Origin of the sequence: Acinetobacter sp. TTH0-4, from assembly GCF_015602665.1 — a bacterium.
Taxonomy (GTDB): domain Bacteria; phylum Pseudomonadota; class Gammaproteobacteria; order Pseudomonadales; family Moraxellaceae; genus Acinetobacter; species Acinetobacter albensis.
On record NZ_CP059079.1, the window covers coordinates 1,390,427 to 1,404,024 of the forward strand.

25 protein-coding genes are annotated in these 13,598 nt (G+C 35.6%); 17 read left to right on the plus strand and 8 right to left on the minus strand.

What is annotated here, in order from left to right:
- Nucleotides 1-444: 444 nt before the first annotated feature.
- Nucleotides 445-636 (minus strand): hypothetical protein, encoded by a 192-nt coding sequence (locus H0S58_RS06395; protein WP_195727479.1) that lies wholly within the window; start codon nt 634-636, stop codon nt 445-447.
- A 117-nt stretch (nt 637-753) separates the two neighbouring features.
- On the opposite strand from H0S58_RS06395, the gene H0S58_RS06400 reads away from it, so the two are divergent.
- Both H0S58_RS06400 and H0S58_RS06405 read left to right on the plus strand, forming a co-directional pair.
- Entirely contained in the window at nt 754-975 is a 222-nt protein-coding gene (locus H0S58_RS06400; protein WP_195727480.1) for a hypothetical protein, read from the plus strand.
- The gene (locus tag H0S58_RS06405) at nt 972-1,136 is read left to right on the plus strand and encodes a hypothetical protein (protein ID WP_195727481.1); all 165 of its coding nucleotides are present in this window, start codon (nt 972-974) and stop codon (nt 1,134-1,136) included. Before H0S58_RS06400 ends, H0S58_RS06405 begins: the two co-directional genes overlap by 4 nt.
- A 528-nt stretch (nt 1,137-1,664) precedes the next feature.
- Here H0S58_RS06405 and H0S58_RS06410 read toward each other — a convergent pair.
- Nucleotides 1,665-1,856, minus strand: a complete 192-nt coding sequence (locus H0S58_RS06410; protein WP_195727479.1) for a hypothetical protein — start codon at nt 1,854-1,856, stop codon at nt 1,665-1,667.
- A gap of 117 nt (nt 1,857-1,973) precedes the next feature.
- On the opposite strand from H0S58_RS06410, the gene H0S58_RS06415 reads away from it, so the two are divergent.
- Nucleotides 1,974-2,195 carry a hypothetical protein gene (locus tag H0S58_RS06415; RefSeq protein WP_195727480.1) on the plus strand — a complete coding sequence of 74 codons (222 nt, stop codon included), beginning with the start codon at nt 1,974-1,976 and terminating at the stop codon, nt 2,193-2,195.
- Entirely contained in the window at nt 2,192-2,356 is a 165-nt protein-coding gene (locus tag H0S58_RS06420; RefSeq protein WP_195727481.1) for a hypothetical protein, read from the plus strand. The genes H0S58_RS06415 and H0S58_RS06420 overlap by 4 nt, the downstream gene beginning before the upstream one ends.
- 528 nt (nt 2,357-2,884) lie before the next feature.
- Here H0S58_RS06420 and H0S58_RS06425 read toward each other — a convergent pair.
- The gene (locus H0S58_RS06425; RefSeq protein WP_195727479.1) at nt 2,885-3,076 is read right to left on the minus strand and encodes a hypothetical protein; all 192 of its coding nucleotides are present in this window, start codon (nt 3,074-3,076) and stop codon (nt 2,885-2,887) included.
- A 117-nt stretch (nt 3,077-3,193) separates the two neighbouring features.
- Here H0S58_RS06425 and H0S58_RS06430 point away from each other — a divergent pair, with 117 nt between their 5' ends.
- Nucleotides 3,194-3,415: a hypothetical protein gene (locus H0S58_RS06430; protein WP_195727480.1), complete on the plus strand. Its 222-nt coding sequence runs from the start codon at nt 3,194-3,196 to the stop codon at nt 3,413-3,415.
- Nucleotides 3,412-3,576 carry a hypothetical protein gene (locus H0S58_RS06435; RefSeq protein WP_195727481.1) on the plus strand — a complete coding sequence of 55 codons (165 nt, stop codon included), beginning with the start codon at nt 3,412-3,414 and terminating at the stop codon, nt 3,574-3,576. The genes H0S58_RS06430 and H0S58_RS06435 overlap by 4 nt, the downstream gene beginning before the upstream one ends.
- A gap of 528 nt (nt 3,577-4,104) precedes the next feature.
- Here the strand turns inward: H0S58_RS06435 and H0S58_RS06440 are convergent.
- The gene (locus H0S58_RS06440) at nt 4,105-4,296 is read right to left on the minus strand and encodes a hypothetical protein (RefSeq protein ID WP_195727479.1); all 192 of its coding nucleotides are present in this window, start codon (nt 4,294-4,296) and stop codon (nt 4,105-4,107) included.
- A gap of 117 nt (nt 4,297-4,413) precedes the next feature.
- Here H0S58_RS06440 and H0S58_RS06445 point away from each other — a divergent pair, with 117 nt between their 5' ends.
- Both H0S58_RS06445 and H0S58_RS06450 read left to right on the plus strand, forming a co-directional pair.
- Entirely contained in the window at nt 4,414-4,635 is a 222-nt protein-coding gene (locus tag H0S58_RS06445; protein ID WP_195727480.1) for a hypothetical protein, read from the plus strand.
- Nucleotides 4,632-4,796: a hypothetical protein gene (locus H0S58_RS06450; RefSeq protein WP_195727481.1), complete on the plus strand. Its 165-nt coding sequence runs from the start codon at nt 4,632-4,634 to the stop codon at nt 4,794-4,796. The genes H0S58_RS06445 and H0S58_RS06450 overlap by 4 nt, the downstream gene beginning before the upstream one ends.
- 463 nt (nt 4,797-5,259) lie before the next feature.
- On the opposite strand, the gene H0S58_RS06455 is transcribed toward H0S58_RS06450, so the two are convergent.
- Both H0S58_RS06455 and H0S58_RS06460 read right to left on the minus strand, forming a co-directional pair.
- Nucleotides 5,260-5,706: a hypothetical protein gene (locus H0S58_RS06455; protein ID WP_195727482.1), complete on the minus strand. Its 447-nt coding sequence runs from the start codon at nt 5,704-5,706 to the stop codon at nt 5,260-5,262.
- A complete protein-coding gene (locus tag H0S58_RS06460; protein ID WP_195727483.1) occupies nt 5,706-5,903 on the minus strand; it encodes a hypothetical protein in 198 nt (65 codons plus the stop codon). Before H0S58_RS06460 ends, H0S58_RS06455 begins: the two co-directional genes overlap by 1 nt.
- A gap of 115 nt (nt 5,904-6,018) precedes the next feature.
- Between H0S58_RS06460 and H0S58_RS06465 the strand changes: the two genes are divergently transcribed.
- Nucleotides 6,019-6,243 carry a hypothetical protein gene (locus H0S58_RS06465; protein ID WP_195727484.1) on the plus strand — a complete coding sequence of 75 codons (225 nt, stop codon included), beginning with the start codon at nt 6,019-6,021 and terminating at the stop codon, nt 6,241-6,243.
- A 619-nt stretch (nt 6,244-6,862) separates the two neighbouring features.
- Here H0S58_RS06465 and H0S58_RS06470 read toward each other — a convergent pair.
- Together H0S58_RS06470 and H0S58_RS06475 are read right to left on the minus strand one after the other, a co-directional pair.
- The gene (locus H0S58_RS06470) at nt 6,863-7,309 is read right to left on the minus strand and encodes a hypothetical protein (RefSeq protein ID WP_195727482.1); all 447 of its coding nucleotides are present in this window, start codon (nt 7,307-7,309) and stop codon (nt 6,863-6,865) included.
- Nucleotides 7,309-7,506, minus strand: coding sequence for a hypothetical protein (locus H0S58_RS06475; RefSeq protein WP_195727483.1), 198 nt, complete (start codon nt 7,504-7,506; stop codon nt 7,309-7,311). Before H0S58_RS06475 ends, H0S58_RS06470 begins: the two co-directional genes overlap by 1 nt.
- A gap of 115 nt (nt 7,507-7,621) precedes the next feature.
- Between H0S58_RS06475 and H0S58_RS06480 the strand changes: the two genes are divergently transcribed.
- The 8 genes from H0S58_RS06480 to H0S58_RS06515 all read left to right on the plus strand — a co-directional run bounded on the left by H0S58_RS06480 (nt 7,622) and on the right by H0S58_RS06515 (nt 12,817).
- Entirely contained in the window at nt 7,622-7,846 is a 225-nt protein-coding gene (locus tag H0S58_RS06480; RefSeq protein WP_195727484.1) for a hypothetical protein, read from the plus strand.
- Complete coding sequence (locus H0S58_RS06485; protein ID WP_195727485.1) at nt 7,846-9,045, plus strand: replication initiation factor domain-containing protein; 1,200 nt, start codon at nt 7,846-7,848, stop codon at nt 9,043-9,045. The genes H0S58_RS06480 and H0S58_RS06485 overlap by 1 nt, the downstream gene beginning before the upstream one ends.
- Nucleotides 9,046-9,048: 3 nt before the next feature.
- Entirely contained in the window at nt 9,049-9,342 is a 294-nt protein-coding gene (locus tag H0S58_RS06490) for a hypothetical protein (protein WP_195727486.1), read from the plus strand.
- A 17-nt stretch (nt 9,343-9,359) separates the two neighbouring features.
- Nucleotides 9,360-9,626 (plus strand): hypothetical protein, encoded by a 267-nt coding sequence (locus H0S58_RS06495; RefSeq protein ID WP_195727631.1) that lies wholly within the window; start codon nt 9,360-9,362, stop codon nt 9,624-9,626.
- A gap of 10 nt (nt 9,627-9,636) precedes the next feature.
- Nucleotides 9,637-9,885: a major capsid protein gene (locus H0S58_RS06500; RefSeq protein WP_195727487.1), complete on the plus strand. Its 249-nt coding sequence runs from the start codon at nt 9,637-9,639 to the stop codon at nt 9,883-9,885.
- A 102-nt stretch (nt 9,886-9,987) separates the two neighbouring features.
- Nucleotides 9,988-11,268, plus strand: coding sequence for a virulence factor TspB C-terminal domain-related protein (locus tag H0S58_RS06505; RefSeq protein ID WP_195727488.1), 1,281 nt, complete (start codon nt 9,988-9,990; stop codon nt 11,266-11,268).
- On the plus strand, nt 11,265-11,552 hold the full coding sequence (locus H0S58_RS06510; RefSeq protein WP_195727489.1) for a DUF2523 family protein: 288 nt from the start codon (nt 11,265-11,267) through the stop codon (nt 11,550-11,552). The genes H0S58_RS06505 and H0S58_RS06510 overlap by 4 nt, the downstream gene beginning before the upstream one ends.
- Nucleotides 11,552-12,817: a zonular occludens toxin domain-containing protein gene (locus H0S58_RS06515; RefSeq protein WP_195727490.1), complete on the plus strand. Its 1,266-nt coding sequence runs from the start codon at nt 11,552-11,554 to the stop codon at nt 12,815-12,817. The genes H0S58_RS06510 and H0S58_RS06515 overlap by 1 nt, the downstream gene beginning before the upstream one ends.
- The last annotated feature ends 781 nt before the right edge of the window (nt 12,818-13,598 follow it).

The window sequence follows — 13,598 nt, forward strand, 5'->3', positions numbered from 1 at the left end:
AAACGTAATGAACATAGAAAATCACAGCTTATCTTCCTATGTTACTAGGGATACACTTGACGGTAAGATAATTTGTAATCGAAACCGTCAAGTGTAGGACCAACAACAGATGATTTTATCTGTATGCGTGATCTACTAGAGAACGTGCTTGTGCAAATGCAAGAATCAGATTTAGATCATGATGAAGAAATCACAAAGTTAAAAATATTGTTTATTCGATTGGATCACCACATAGCGCGTCAGATTTCGGCATAACGTATATTATGTTATTTAGAATACTCGGCATCGTGAATACAATTTTAAAGATTTACGATGTCGAGCTGTGGCAACAACTCAGGTTGTGTAGGCTACAGTCTTAGATATTCTATTTAACATAAAATTACGTTATGCGACATCAAGCGCAAAAAAAATAGGGCCTATGAATGGCCCTTTTTTCTACTTCAATTATCTTGGAATTATTAACTTTCCTGATTCTGTTATTTCTACTAATTCGATTCCTTGCTCCAAAACAATATGCGCTAATTCTGTATCTTTAACTGGCTCAAGCTTTTTATTAATCAGCATTTTATTTAGTTCTACCGCTCTTTTTCTTAGCAGTTCCTTTTCTCTCTCATTCAATCTAAGCATTTGTGCCATTGGGCTGAGTTTCCGATACATTTTGAGTGCCTCATTCTATATAAACTTGTATACATGCTTTACATGATACATGTAAATCTGTTATCTTTTTGTCAAATAGAAACATGTATACATGATATGAATACAGAACTAGCTTTCGAAATCGTTTCCAAAATCATCTTTGACAAGGCGTGTCAATTGATCGTTGGGGGAAATCCTGCTTTTGAATCTGAAAAGGTTCTTTTCCATATTGAAATGTGTATGAACGAGTGGGGCTATAAGTCCGCTTTAGTTTCTGAATATTGTGATGCTGTAAAACAAGAAAATGATCACATGCGCGATTTAGGGATAGATGAATGAGTATTTTCAAAAAAAGCCAAGATGCTATTTCTGTTTTAGATGCTGAAGCTGAAATTTTAATGCATGAAGTAACGCCTCATGATTGGGCTGTTTTATTTCAAAAAGTTGAAGATCTTAAATCTTATTTTTATCAACTTGAAGCCGAGTATTCAGAAGAATGAAAAAGAATCCAGTTTGGTCGCTCAATGAATCTTTCTTCGGTGAGTCTTTCGAAAAGTCAAAAACACCGAGTTTACAGTGGGGGTTGGAATTAAATACCCCCATTAATAAGATGCCGGTAAAGATTGATGATTCAAAATAGGCATCTGTATAAATCTGTAAGCTATGACAGAAAGAAAGGCGTTTTAACCAAAGATGATTTTATCTATATGCGCGATCTACTGGAGAACGTGCTTGTGCAAATGCAAGAATCAGATTTAGATCATGATGAAGAAATCACAAAGTTAAAAATATTGTTTATTCGGTTAGATCACCACATAGCGCGTCAGATTTCGGCATAACGTATATTATGTTATTTAGAATACTCGGCATCGTGAATACAATTTTAAAGATTTACGATGTCGAGCTGTGGCAACAACTCAGGTTGTGTAGGCTACAGTCTTAGATATTCTATTTAACATAAAATTACGTTATGCGACATCAAGCGCAAAAAAAATAGGGCCTATGAATGGCCCTTTTTTCTACTTCAATTATCTTGGAATTATTAACTTTCCTGATTCTGTTATTTCTACTAATTCGATTCCTTGCTCCAAAACAATATGCGCTAATTCTGTATCTTTAACTGGCTCAAGCTTTTTATTAATCAGCATTTTATTTAGTTCTACCGCTCTTTTTCTTAGCAGTTCCTTTTCTCTCTCATTCAATCTAAGCATTTGTGCCATTGGGCTGAGTTTCCGATACATTTTGAGTGCCTCATTCTATATAAACTTGTATACATGCTTTACATGATACATGTAAATCTGTTATCTTTTTGTCAAATAGAAACATGTATACATGATATGAATACAGAACTAGCTTTCGAAATCGTTTCCAAAATCATCTTTGACAAGGCGTGTCAATTGATCGTTGGGGGAAATCCTGCTTTTGAATCTGAAAAGGTTCTTTTCCATATTGAAATGTGTATGAACGAGTGGGGCTATAAGTCCGCTTTAGTTTCTGAATATTGTGATGCTGTAAAACAAGAAAATGATCACATGCGCGATTTAGGGATAGATGAATGAGTATTTTCAAAAAAAGCCAAGATGCTATTTCTGTTTTAGATGCTGAAGCTGAAATTTTAATGCATGAAGTAACGCCTCATGATTGGGCTGTTTTATTTCAAAAAGTTGAAGATCTTAAATCTTATTTTTATCAACTTGAAGCCGAGTATTCAGAAGAATGAAAAAGAATCCAGTTTGGTCGCTCAATGAATCTTTCTTCGGTGAGTCTTTCGAAAAGTCAAAAACACCGAGTTTACAGTGGGGGTTGGAATTAAATACCCCCATTAATAAGATGCCGGTAAAGATTGATGATTCAAAATAGGCATCTGTATAAATCTGTAAGCTATGACAGAAAGAAAGGCGTTTTAACCAAAGATGATTTTATCTATATGCGCGATCTACTGGAGAACGTGCTTGTGCAAATGCAAGAATCAGATTTAGATCATGATGAAGAAATCACAAAGTTAAAAATATTGTTTATTCGATTGGATCACCACATAGCGCGTCAGATTTCGGCATAACGTATATTATGTTATTTAGAATACTCGGCATCGTGAATACAATTTTAAAGATTTACGATGTCGAGCTGTGGCAACAACTCAGGTTGTGTAGGCTACAGTCTTAGATATTCTATTTAACATAAAATTACGTTATGCGACATCAAGCGCAAAAAAAATAGGGCCTATGAATGGCCCTTTTTTCTACTTCAATTATCTTGGAATTATTAACTTTCCTGATTCTGTTATTTCTACTAATTCGATTCCTTGCTCCAAAACAATATGCGCTAATTCTGTATCTTTAACTGGCTCAAGCTTTTTATTAATCAGCATTTTATTTAGTTCTACCGCTCTTTTTCTTAGCAGTTCCTTTTCTCTCTCATTCAATCTAAGCATTTGTGCCATTGGGCTGAGTTTCCGATACATTTTGAGTGCCTCATTCTATATAAACTTGTATACATGCTTTACATGATACATGTAAATCTGTTATCTTTTTGTCAAATAGAAACATGTATACATGATATGAATACAGAACTAGCTTTCGAAATCGTTTCCAAAATCATCTTTGACAAGGCGTGTCAATTGATCGTTGGGGGAAATCCTGCTTTTGAATCTGAAAAGGTTCTTTTCCATATTGAAATGTGTATGAACGAGTGGGGCTATAAGTCCGCTTTAGTTTCTGAATATTGTGATGCTGTAAAACAAGAAAATGATCACATGCGCGATTTAGGGATAGATGAATGAGTATTTTCAAAAAAAGCCAAGATGCTATTTCTGTTTTAGATGCTGAAGCTGAAATTTTAATGCATGAAGTAACGCCTCATGATTGGGCTGTTTTATTTCAAAAAGTTGAAGATCTTAAATCTTATTTTTATCAACTTGAAGCCGAGTATTCAGAAGAATGAAAAAGAATCCAGTTTGGTCGCTCAATGAATCTTTCTTCGGTGAGTCTTTCGAAAAGTCAAAAACACCGAGTTTACAGTGGGGGTTGGAATTAAATACCCCCATTAATAAGATGCCGGTAAAGATTGATGATTCAAAATAGGCATCTGTATAAATCTGTAAGCTATGACAGAAAGAAAGGCGTTTTAACCAAAGATGATTTTATCTATATGCGCGATCTACTGGAGAACGTGCTTGTGCAAATGCAAGAATCAGATTTAGATCATGATGAAGAAATCACAAAGTTAAAAATATTGTTTATTCGATTGGATCACCACATAGCGCGTCAGATTTCGGCATAACGTATATTATGTTATTTAGAATACTCGGCATCGTGAATACAATTTTAAAGATTTACGATGTCGAGCTGTGGCAACAACTCAGGTTGTGTAGGCTACAGTCTTAGATATTCTATTTAACATAAAATTACGTTATGCGACATCAAGCGCAAAAAAAATAGGGCCTATGAATGGCCCTTTTTTCTACTTCAATTATCTTGGAATTATTAACTTTCCTGATTCTGTTATTTCTACTAATTCGATTCCTTGCTCCAAAACAATATGCGCTAATTCTGTATCTTTAACTGGCTCAAGCTTTTTATTAATCAGCATTTTATTTAGTTCTACCGCTCTTTTTCTTAGCAGTTCCTTTTCTCTCTCATTCAATCTAAGCATTTGTGCCATTGGGCTGAGTTTCCGATACATTTTGAGTGCCTCATTCTATATAAACTTGTATACATGCTTTACATGATACATGTAAATCTGTTATCTTTTTGTCAAATAGAAACATGTATACATGATATGAATACAGAACTAGCTTTCGAAATCGTTTCCAAAATCATCTTTGACAAGGCGTGTCAATTGATCGTTGGGGGAAATCCTGCTTTTGAATCTGAAAAGGTTCTTTTCCATATTGAAATGTGTATGAACGAGTGGGGCTATAAGTCCGCTTTAGTTTCTGAATATTGTGATGCTGTAAAACAAGAAAATGATCACATGCGCGATTTAGGGATAGATGAATGAGTATTTTCAAAAAAAGCCAAGATGCTATTTCTGTTTTAGATGCTGAAGCTGAAATTTTAATGCATGAAGTAACGCCTCATGATTGGGCTGTTTTATTTCAAAAAGTTGAAGATCTTAAATCTTATTTTTATCAACTTGAAGCCGAGTATTCAGAAGAATGAAAAAGAATCCAGTTTGGTCGCTCAATGAATCTTTCTTCGGTGAGTCTTTCGAAAAGTCAAAAACACCGAGTTTACAGTGGGGGTTGGAATTAAATACCCCCATTAATAAGATGCCGGTAAAGATTGATGATTCAAAATAGGCATCTGTATAAATCTGTAAGCTATGACAGAAAGAAAGGCGTTTTAACCAAAGATGATTTTATCTATATGCGCGATCTACTGGAGAACGTGCTTGTGCAAATGCAAGAATCAGATTTAGATCATGATGAAGAAATCACAAAGTTAAAAATATTGTTTATTCGGTTAGATCACCACATAGCGCGTCAGATTTCGGCATAACGTATATTATGTTATTTAGAATACTCGGCATCGTGAATACAATTTTAAAGATTTACGATGTCGAGCTGTGGCAACAACTCAGGTTGTGTAGGCTACAGTCTTAGATATTCTATTTAACATAAAATTACGTTATGCGACATCCAGCGATTGAATCTTTATCTTTTGCGATGGCTTCACTTGAGATAATAGCTTTATATAAAAAAACGGGTAAACCGTCCTCTTTATCTTCTACTCTTAATTCTTTTGTTCCATCTCGATATTCAAAGATAGCAATAGGATAATTGTCTTGATCTGCTATATAAAAACGCTTGTCTTTAACTACTATTTTATATCCACTAAATTCGTGCTGAAGTAGTCGCATAAACTTACTTTCATTCTGAGAAAGCATGTTTAATTGTCTGATTCTATCTGCGTCACTTATGTAACGCATTTTTTCACGTTGTCTTTCGTTATAACTTAGATATACATTTCTCGTTTTTTGCCTGATTTCTTTTTCTTTTGGCTCTTTAGAGTCTCTCCAGAGATAACCAATGATAAAGCCTAAAATTAGACAGAATATTCCTACTGCCATTATTCATCTTTCCCCAAGAATTTCTTTCTATATTGTAGTACTTCATCTTCTGTAAGATTCTTAAGATGATGATATATAAGAGCATTTAATACATCAGTATTTTGTATTTCTAATCTAAGCTTATATTTTATCTCCCATTTAGCATTTTCAATTTTGTCTGCAAGTTCTTCTTGAACTCTAATCTGTACTGAAGCCATACCTTTACTACTGTCATACTGTGTCAATGGGGCATTATTATATAACCTGTTGCAATGACACAGTGTTTCATGGTAACTTTCGTTAAATTATGTTTCCCTGTGTCAGGGTGTCAATATGTTAGAAAGAGAACTAGCTTTCGAAATCGTTTCCAAAATCATCTTTGACAAGGCGTGTCAATTGATCGTTGGGGGCAATCCTGCTTTTGAATCTGAAAAGGTTCTTTTCCATATTGAAATGTGTATGAACGAGTGGGGCTATAAGTCTGCTTTAGTTTCTGAATATTGTGATGCTGTAAAACAAGAAAATGATCACATGCGTGATTTAGGGATAGATGAATAATGAAAAAGAATCCAGTTTGGTCTCTCAATGAATCTTTCTTCGGTGAGTCTTTCGAAAAGTCAAAAACACCGAGTTTACAGTGGGGGTTGGAATTAAATACCCCCATTAATAAGATGCCGGTAAAGATTTGGAGAGGTTGATGAAACATGATGCACATGTGTGGAAGTTTAGAATGCAATATTTTCCTACATTCCTTTATTTTTTAAGCATTCTTCTGTTTTTTGGAGTTGGTTTATTAATTGGAAATTGGTGGGGTTTTTATTCTTGTTATAACTTCAACATTTTATGATTAATAGGCATCTGTATAAATCTGTCAGCTATGACAGAAAGAAAGGCGTTTTAACCAGAGATGATTTTATCTATATGCGTGATCTACTGGAGAGCGTACTTTTGCAAATGCAAGAATCAGATTTAGATCATGATGAAGAAATCACAAAGTTAAAAATATTGTTTATTCGGTTAGATCACCACATAGCGCGTCAGATTTCGGCATAACGTATATTATGTTATTTAGAATACTCGGCATCGTGAATACAATTTTAAAGATTTACGATGTCGAGCTGTGGCAACAACTCAGGTTGTGTAGGCTACAGTCTTAGATATTCTATTTAACATAAAATTACGTTATGCGACATCCAGCGATTGAATCTTTATCTTTTGCGATGGCTTCACTTGAGATAATAGCTTTATATAAAAAAACGGGTAAACCGTCCTCTTTATCTTCTACTCTTAATTCTTTTGTTCCATCTCGATATTCAAAGATAGCAATAGGATAATTGTCTTGATCTGCTATATAAAAACGCTTGTCTTTAACTACTATTTTATATCCACTAAATTCGTGCTGAAGTAGTCGCATAAACTTACTTTCATTCTGAGAAAGCATGTTTAATTGTCTGATTCTATCTGCGTCACTTATGTAACGCATTTTTTCACGTTGTCTTTCGTTATAACTTAGATATACATTTCTCGTTTTTTGCCTGATTTCTTTTTCTTTTGGCTCTTTAGAGTCTCTCCAGAGATAACCAATGATAAAGCCTAAAATTAGACAGAATATTCCTACTGCCATTATTCATCTTTCCCCAAGAATTTCTTTCTATATTGTAGTACTTCATCTTCTGTAAGATTCTTAAGATGATGATATATAAGAGCATTTAATACATCAGTATTTTGTATTTCTAATCTAAGCTTATATTTTATCTCCCATTTAGCATTTTCAATTTTGTCTGCAAGTTCTTCTTGAACTCTAATCTGTACTGAAGCCATACCTTTACTACTGTCATACTGTGTCAATGGGGCATTATTATATAACCTGTTGCAATGACACAGTGTTTCATGGTAACTTTCGTTAAATTATGTTTCCCTGTGTCAGGGTGTCAATATGTTAGAAAGAGAACTAGCTTTCGAAATCGTTTCCAAAATCATCTTTGACAAGGCGTGTCAATTGATCGTTGGGGGCAATCCTGCTTTTGAATCTGAAAAGGTTCTTTTCCATATTGAAATGTGTATGAACGAGTGGGGCTATAAGTCTGCTTTAGTTTCTGAATATTGTGATGCTGTAAAACAAGAAAATGATCACATGCGTGATTTAGGGATAGATGAATAATGAAAAAGAATCCAGTTTGGTCTCTCAATGAATCTTTCTTCGGTGAGTCTTTCGAAAAGTCAAAAACACCGAGTTTACAGTGGGGGTTGGAATTAAATACCCCCATTAATAAGATGGGGGTAACGGTATCCGATCCATTCACCGCACCTGCGGATTTTGATCTTCCTTTCCCAACTGAATTCCCAACTCTTTATACGCATTTCGTCAAAACATCATCAGGCGTAAAAGAAGTTCCAGTACGTTTAGCTGCTAACAATGAAATAGCTGTGGTCGATTGGGTGAATTTTACTATTGGCATTGAAACACTAGGCACTGCATTCTTTGAATCAATCAACGATGAAAACTTAGATGCAATCTGTCTTGCTGCAATTAATCAACTCGATGAACACTTAGAACATATCTTCGGTTTTTCAACCACTTCAAGAAATCAATCAGGTCGAAATTTCTATAAACAATCGTTTGTATTGGGTCGTGATATGGGTCTTGTCTGTATCGGTGGCCAACGAAATACAATTCTAGTCATGCTTTCAGGTAAAGGCTGTTCATTTGCTACCGAAGGGTGGGAAAGACGTTTATATACTTTCTTAACCAATATCGCAAAACGTGCAAAGCTCACTCGAATTGACTTAGCACATGACGACTTTACTGGTGAACATATCAGCGTCGATTGGGCAGAAGAACAAGATAATAATTCTGAAAAAGGTACAGGATTCCAAAACGGTGCAAGAAAGCCAAACGTAGAGCACAAAGGCAATTGGAAACGTCCCAATGGTCGTGGTCGTACTTTAAATATCGGTAGCCGTGAATCAGGAATGTATGTTCGTGTTTACGAAAAAGGCCGTGCAGAAGGTGATCCCGAAGACAATTGGCAAAGGGCAGAAGTCGAATTTAAAGCATCTGACCGTATTCTTCCTTTTGATATGTTGCTTGCACCTTCCGAATATTTCATGGGTTCTTATCCATGTTTTGCTGAACTCAAAAATGAGCTTCAACCTGCAAAAATAGAATCATTAAAAAAGAATGCTTCAATCTCTGCAAAAGCTGCACTGGACACGATTAAGCACCAGTACGGCAAATATTTCAATTTCTTTAAACAAGTATTTACGGCTGATGAACTAATAAATCTAGTTTGTCATTCTGATCATTTGGCATATCCAAAACGCTTGGATCATGTCGCACTTACAGCAATGAGGATGTAAACCATGTCTACAAAAACCGAAGTCACTTTAGTTGGGGCTAAATCTGTCGATTGGAAATCAGAAGATGGCCGACATTACGACTATGTAAATCTCTACGGCATTATTCCGCTTGATGTATCTCAAGGTAATGCAGTAGGTCAGGGTGTTGTTGAATTCAAATGGCAAGATTCACGCAATCTTGTTCAGTTGCAAGGTCGTCAATTTCCATTCAAAGCTACTTTAGAGCTGGATATGGTTTCAACGGGTAAAGCAATGAAGCAAGTTTTAACAAACGTTATTTTGCCTGCTAAGGCATAAAGCTATGTACAGCTTTTATGAATGCTCCACATGTTTATGCATTTTCTTTTATCAAGACCAGCATCAACAACATTCTAAAAACTGTACTGGATAAGGAATTTAAAAAAATGGCACTGGTCTGTAATCAACTCGAATCAAATACAAATCAGTGCCTTGAATGGGTTGAACAACCCACTTTACTGCCGAAGCTCACACTCGCAGAAGGTAACGCCATTGGCTTTGCGTGTCTACTTGTGTTTGCAACGGTTTTTGTTATCAAAATGTGCATACGCACGATTAAATGAGGTTTCTATTATGGAACAACAAGCTCAAAAACCAACTGTAGTTGCTCGTTCAAATACTTTTAAACATAACGCAAAACGCTTTGGTATCGCCACAGCAAGTTCAGGTACTGCAATTAGTGCGAATGCTGCTGGAATTGATGTAACTGCGGTTGTTGCAACGATTACTGATGGTGTGACAACTGTTTCAGCCATTGGCTTGGCTGTGTTAAGTCTTGTAGTTGTCATTAAAGTCTTTAAATGGGCACGTTCAGCAATGTAAAAAATCCCTTTATCCGCCTCCGTTGTGGGGCGGGTCGAGGGCTCGCAGACCGACCACAATGGAGGGTAGGAGGATGGATATTGAATCATTAGGGGCGTATGTATGTATAGTCATGTGGGTAATTGTTGGCATAAAACTGTTTTAAGCCTGATTAAAATTATTGTCTGTTTTACGCTTGTTTACACACCATTTTTTGCAAATGCTAGTGCTGCTGAAAAATGGGAATACGATGTAATCCCTGATCAATCTCAAACTTTAAAAATTAAAGGTCATAAAGTAGATCAATATGGTGCTGCTGTTAATGACTATGACTACAACACAAAAATAGATCCAAAAACATCTTCTAATAAGTTCAAAATGGGAACTGTCGGAATGGGCAGACTTTTAAAAACTACAGGTTGGGGCTTGCTCGGATCTGCTGCACTTGAAGCTTTATTGAAATCGGTAGATTGGATTATAGATCCCGAAACACAAAGCATTTGGAGAAATAAAAGAAATACAGATAGTGGCGGTCCTCAATGCTCTGGGTCAATTATCCAAAATGGAATTACTTATTCTGTAAAGTGGCAATCATGGGGTGGTAAAACTTTTAATTGCCCTCTCGAAGCTGCTAAAGATACTTTAGAATATAGACAATTACAGCATCCAAATAACTTTAATTTCACTTTTTTGCGATGGCGTTCTGATTCTAATGAGGGTAAAGCAAATTGGGATAAATCATTTTTTTTCACATCCCCATGGGGTGAAGATTTTATGTCTATTCAAGTTGTTAAAGATAGTCAAATAACACCCGAAAAAGAATATCTTACACCTGAACAATTGGCTGATTATGCAAATAAAACACACAAAGACTATTCAGACCCTCAACTTGCTCCAAAGCTTGAACCAAAATATTCACCATCTATTCAAACTGATCTCTGGAAGCCATCAAACCCATGGGAAGAAACAAATAGTCCAACGGTTCAAGAAGTAAAAAAAGAACTAGAAAAATCAGCTCCTGAACCTAAAACTGATCCTGAAATCAAACCCAATCCTGAAACTGGCGGTCTTGCACTTCCTTCTTTTTGTTCATGGGCTGTTCCTGTTTGTGAGTTTATTAATTGGGTAAAAGATAATCCTGAAAATGAGAATGACGTTCCTGAAACACCCAAAGAAATAGATATAGGTGCATTAGACACAGGCACATTTAAAGCGACTGCTGGTTGTCCTGCACCTATTCAAGTTCCAATCAGCTTTGGCAAAGGCGGTAATGTTGAAATTAGTTATGAACCCATTTGTCAAATGGCTGAAAAATGGTCCTTTGTTGCTCCGTTGATTGGCTTCATATCGGGTGCAATGATTCTTATTGGTGTAGGTCGAAAAGGCGAGGATGGCGAACTATGAGTCTAAAAGCAATTCTTGTTTCTGTTGCAGATGTCACGTTAAGTAAAGCAGGAAAAACCATGCTTAAAGGCTTAGGCCTTGGCATCTTTTCAAGTGCAATTGTCCTCACTTTATTCAATCAATTGATTTCATATGCTCAAACTGAATGGGGCAAATTATCAGCCGATGTATTGCAAATTTTAGGACTCGCCAATATTGACTATGGTCTGTCAATTATTATTGGCTGCTGTGTTTTAAAAATCACATTGATGATCAATAAAATATCTTTCGGGAAGGCTCAATAATGGCGATTTATTTAATTGTAGGTCAACCTAGACACGGTAAAAGTCAATTCGCTGCAAAGATGGCGAATGACTATCATATTAAAAATTTACAGATTCAAAAGAAAATAGATTCAGGTAAATATGATTCTGAAATAGATATTGTTCGTCCGATCTATTCCGACATCGAAGGTCATGCAGAAAAATGCGATTTTATTAGTCAGGCTCCGCACGACTGGAGAGAAGTACCCGACAATGCCATTATCTTTATGGATGAAATCCATAAACGACCTGAATATTGTGATAGTGACGGTAAAATGTCACAAAATCCGATGATTGTTGATTTAACAACACACGGTCATCAAAACAAAGACATTATTTTAATGACGCAAGACCCGAAGCGATTAAACAAGGGCATACATTCATTGGTTGAAAAAATGTACTTGGTTAAGCGTCCAATACAGAAACCACCTTTTGCTACGATTTACGAATTTGAAAGATGGCTTCGTGATCCATGGCAAGCTGCTGCTTCAACTCGTTCTGTCAATTATCAAGATAGTTACAAGTTTATGTATAAAAAGAAATGGCAAGATATGTACACAAGTGCATCGGCCCATACTTCTATTCAGTTCAAAATACAAAGCAAGTTCATTTATGCCATTATTGCAATTACCATTTTGATGACATTGTCTTATATGTTATTCACAAAATCAGGCGGTGATAAATTAGCACGAAATGCAATGGGCGGATTATCTGGCCAAAAAGCCGAAGAAACACCAGCCAAAGATCAAAAAACCGATTCTAAGACAGAAGCCTCACCAGTGAACAATTTAGATGTTGAATGTCGAAAAGGTGCAAATGTTGAAAAGCCTGAATGCGTAAAATGGTTTAACGATTTATCAAAAAACAATGCTTCTGCAATGGGTTCTGATCGAAATTATTCAGTTTCATACAATCCAAATAAACCTTATCAAGATGAAGAAATACAGAATAATTTAAGCTATGAAGTGACGACAAAGCCTGTCTTTAGTGGCTGTATGAAAAAGGGCAGCCATTACGTTGCATATACGCAACAAGGCACAATTTTAAAAGGTGTCTCACAGTCTGACTGTCAACGTCTTGTAGAACAAAACGATAGACCGTTTAATTATTTTACATCTGAAAGACAACCAAGAAACGAGGCAAACAATGCTCAAGTATCTAATCAAACAAATAATACGCAATCTAATCAACTTGCTGTTCAACAAATGGCGCAGATAGAACAAGCAAAAACTGAAGGATCAATTTAGAAAATCTCTGATGATTTCTGCACGTTTGGGTACTTTTGCATATTTGATAGACTGCTTTGATTTTAAAGTAATCGGTAATTTATTGATTTCAAGGCTTTTTATGAAACGTCCTTTATTTCTTAAACTGCTGATTTCATAGACTAAGATTTGATGACCACGTTTAATGACGTGTTTTTCGAGTAATGCGTCTTTAGTGATTTTATAGAGAAGATTGGTGTTAGAGATATATCTATTTTTATTGAGTAGGTTTTCTAGCATGACAAATTAAAGAGAAGTTTAAAGCTCGGATTTTATACTGAACTAGCGAAGTCTGTGAAGGATAAAATTGAGCAAACAAGCGAAGTGCGTTAGGCGTAAATAAGATGCCGGTAAAGATTTGGAGAGGTTGATGAAACATGATGCACATGTGTGGAAGTTTAGAATGCAATATTTTCCTACATTCCTTTATTTTTTAAGCATTCTTCTGTTTTTTGGAGTTGGTTTATTAATTGGAAATTGGTGGGGTTTTTATTCTTGTTATAACTTCAACATTTTATGATTAATAGGCATCTGTATAAATCTGTCAGCTATGACAGAAAGAAAGGCGTTTTAACCAGAGATGATTTTATCTATATGCGTGATCTACTGGAGAGCGTACTTTTGCAAATGCAAGAATCAGATTTAGATCATGATGAAGAAATCACAAAGTTAAAAATATTGTTTATTCGGTTAGATCACCACATAGCGCGTCAGATTTCGGCATAACGTATATTATGTTATTTAGAATACTCGGCATCGTGAA

Bases quoted from the DNA above. Each gene is read 5' to 3' on its own strand.
- H0S58_RS06410 (WP_195727479.1), bottom strand. From the start codon at position 1,856: ATGGCACAAATGCTTAGATTGAATGAGAGAGAAAAGGAACTGCTAAGA.
- H0S58_RS06500 (WP_195727487.1), top strand. From the start codon at position 9,637: ATGGAACAACAAGCTCAAAAACCAACTGTAGTTGCTCGTTCAAATACT.
- H0S58_RS06420 (WP_195727481.1), top strand. From the start codon at position 2,192: ATGAGTATTTTCAAAAAAAGCCAAGATGCTATTTCTGTTTTAGATGCT.
- H0S58_RS06395 (WP_195727479.1), bottom strand. From the start codon at position 636: ATGGCACAAATGCTTAGATTGAATGAGAGAGAAAAGGAACTGCTAAGA.
- H0S58_RS06510 (WP_195727489.1), top strand. From the start codon at position 11,265: ATGAGTCTAAAAGCAATTCTTGTTTCTGTTGCAGATGTCACGTTAAGT.
- H0S58_RS06490 (WP_195727486.1), top strand. From the start codon at position 9,049: ATGTCTACAAAAACCGAAGTCACTTTAGTTGGGGCTAAATCTGTCGAT.
- H0S58_RS06425 (WP_195727479.1), bottom strand. From the start codon at position 3,076: ATGGCACAAATGCTTAGATTGAATGAGAGAGAAAAGGAACTGCTAAGA.
- H0S58_RS06405 (WP_195727481.1), top strand. From the start codon at position 972: ATGAGTATTTTCAAAAAAAGCCAAGATGCTATTTCTGTTTTAGATGCT.
- H0S58_RS06435 (WP_195727481.1), top strand. From the start codon at position 3,412: ATGAGTATTTTCAAAAAAAGCCAAGATGCTATTTCTGTTTTAGATGCT.
- H0S58_RS06460 (WP_195727483.1), bottom strand. From the start codon at position 5,903: ATGGCTTCAGTACAGATTAGAGTTCAAGAAGAACTTGCAGACAAAATT.
- H0S58_RS06470 (WP_195727482.1), bottom strand. From the start codon at position 7,309: ATGGCAGTAGGAATATTCTGTCTAATTTTAGGCTTTATCATTGGTTAT.
- H0S58_RS06400 (WP_195727480.1), top strand. From the start codon at position 754: ATGAATACAGAACTAGCTTTCGAAATCGTTTCCAAAATCATCTTTGAC.
- H0S58_RS06485 (WP_195727485.1), top strand. From the start codon at position 7,846: ATGAAAAAGAATCCAGTTTGGTCTCTCAATGAATCTTTCTTCGGTGAG.
- H0S58_RS06440 (WP_195727479.1), bottom strand. From the start codon at position 4,296: ATGGCACAAATGCTTAGATTGAATGAGAGAGAAAAGGAACTGCTAAGA.
- H0S58_RS06445 (WP_195727480.1), top strand. From the start codon at position 4,414: ATGAATACAGAACTAGCTTTCGAAATCGTTTCCAAAATCATCTTTGAC.
- H0S58_RS06455 (WP_195727482.1), bottom strand. From the start codon at position 5,706: ATGGCAGTAGGAATATTCTGTCTAATTTTAGGCTTTATCATTGGTTAT.
- H0S58_RS06450 (WP_195727481.1), top strand. From the start codon at position 4,632: ATGAGTATTTTCAAAAAAAGCCAAGATGCTATTTCTGTTTTAGATGCT.
- H0S58_RS06480 (WP_195727484.1), top strand. From the start codon at position 7,622: ATGTTAGAAAGAGAACTAGCTTTCGAAATCGTTTCCAAAATCATCTTT.
- H0S58_RS06495 (WP_195727631.1), top strand. From the start codon at position 9,360: ATGAATGCTCCACATGTTTATGCATTTTCTTTTATCAAGACCAGCATC.
- H0S58_RS06505 (WP_195727488.1), top strand. From the start codon at position 9,988: ATGTATAGTCATGTGGGTAATTGTTGGCATAAAACTGTTTTAAGCCTG.
- H0S58_RS06515 (WP_195727490.1), top strand. From the start codon at position 11,552: ATGGCGATTTATTTAATTGTAGGTCAACCTAGACACGGTAAAAGTCAA.
- H0S58_RS06475 (WP_195727483.1), bottom strand. From the start codon at position 7,506: ATGGCTTCAGTACAGATTAGAGTTCAAGAAGAACTTGCAGACAAAATT.
- H0S58_RS06430 (WP_195727480.1), top strand. From the start codon at position 3,194: ATGAATACAGAACTAGCTTTCGAAATCGTTTCCAAAATCATCTTTGAC.
- H0S58_RS06465 (WP_195727484.1), top strand. From the start codon at position 6,019: ATGTTAGAAAGAGAACTAGCTTTCGAAATCGTTTCCAAAATCATCTTT.
- H0S58_RS06415 (WP_195727480.1), top strand. From the start codon at position 1,974: ATGAATACAGAACTAGCTTTCGAAATCGTTTCCAAAATCATCTTTGAC.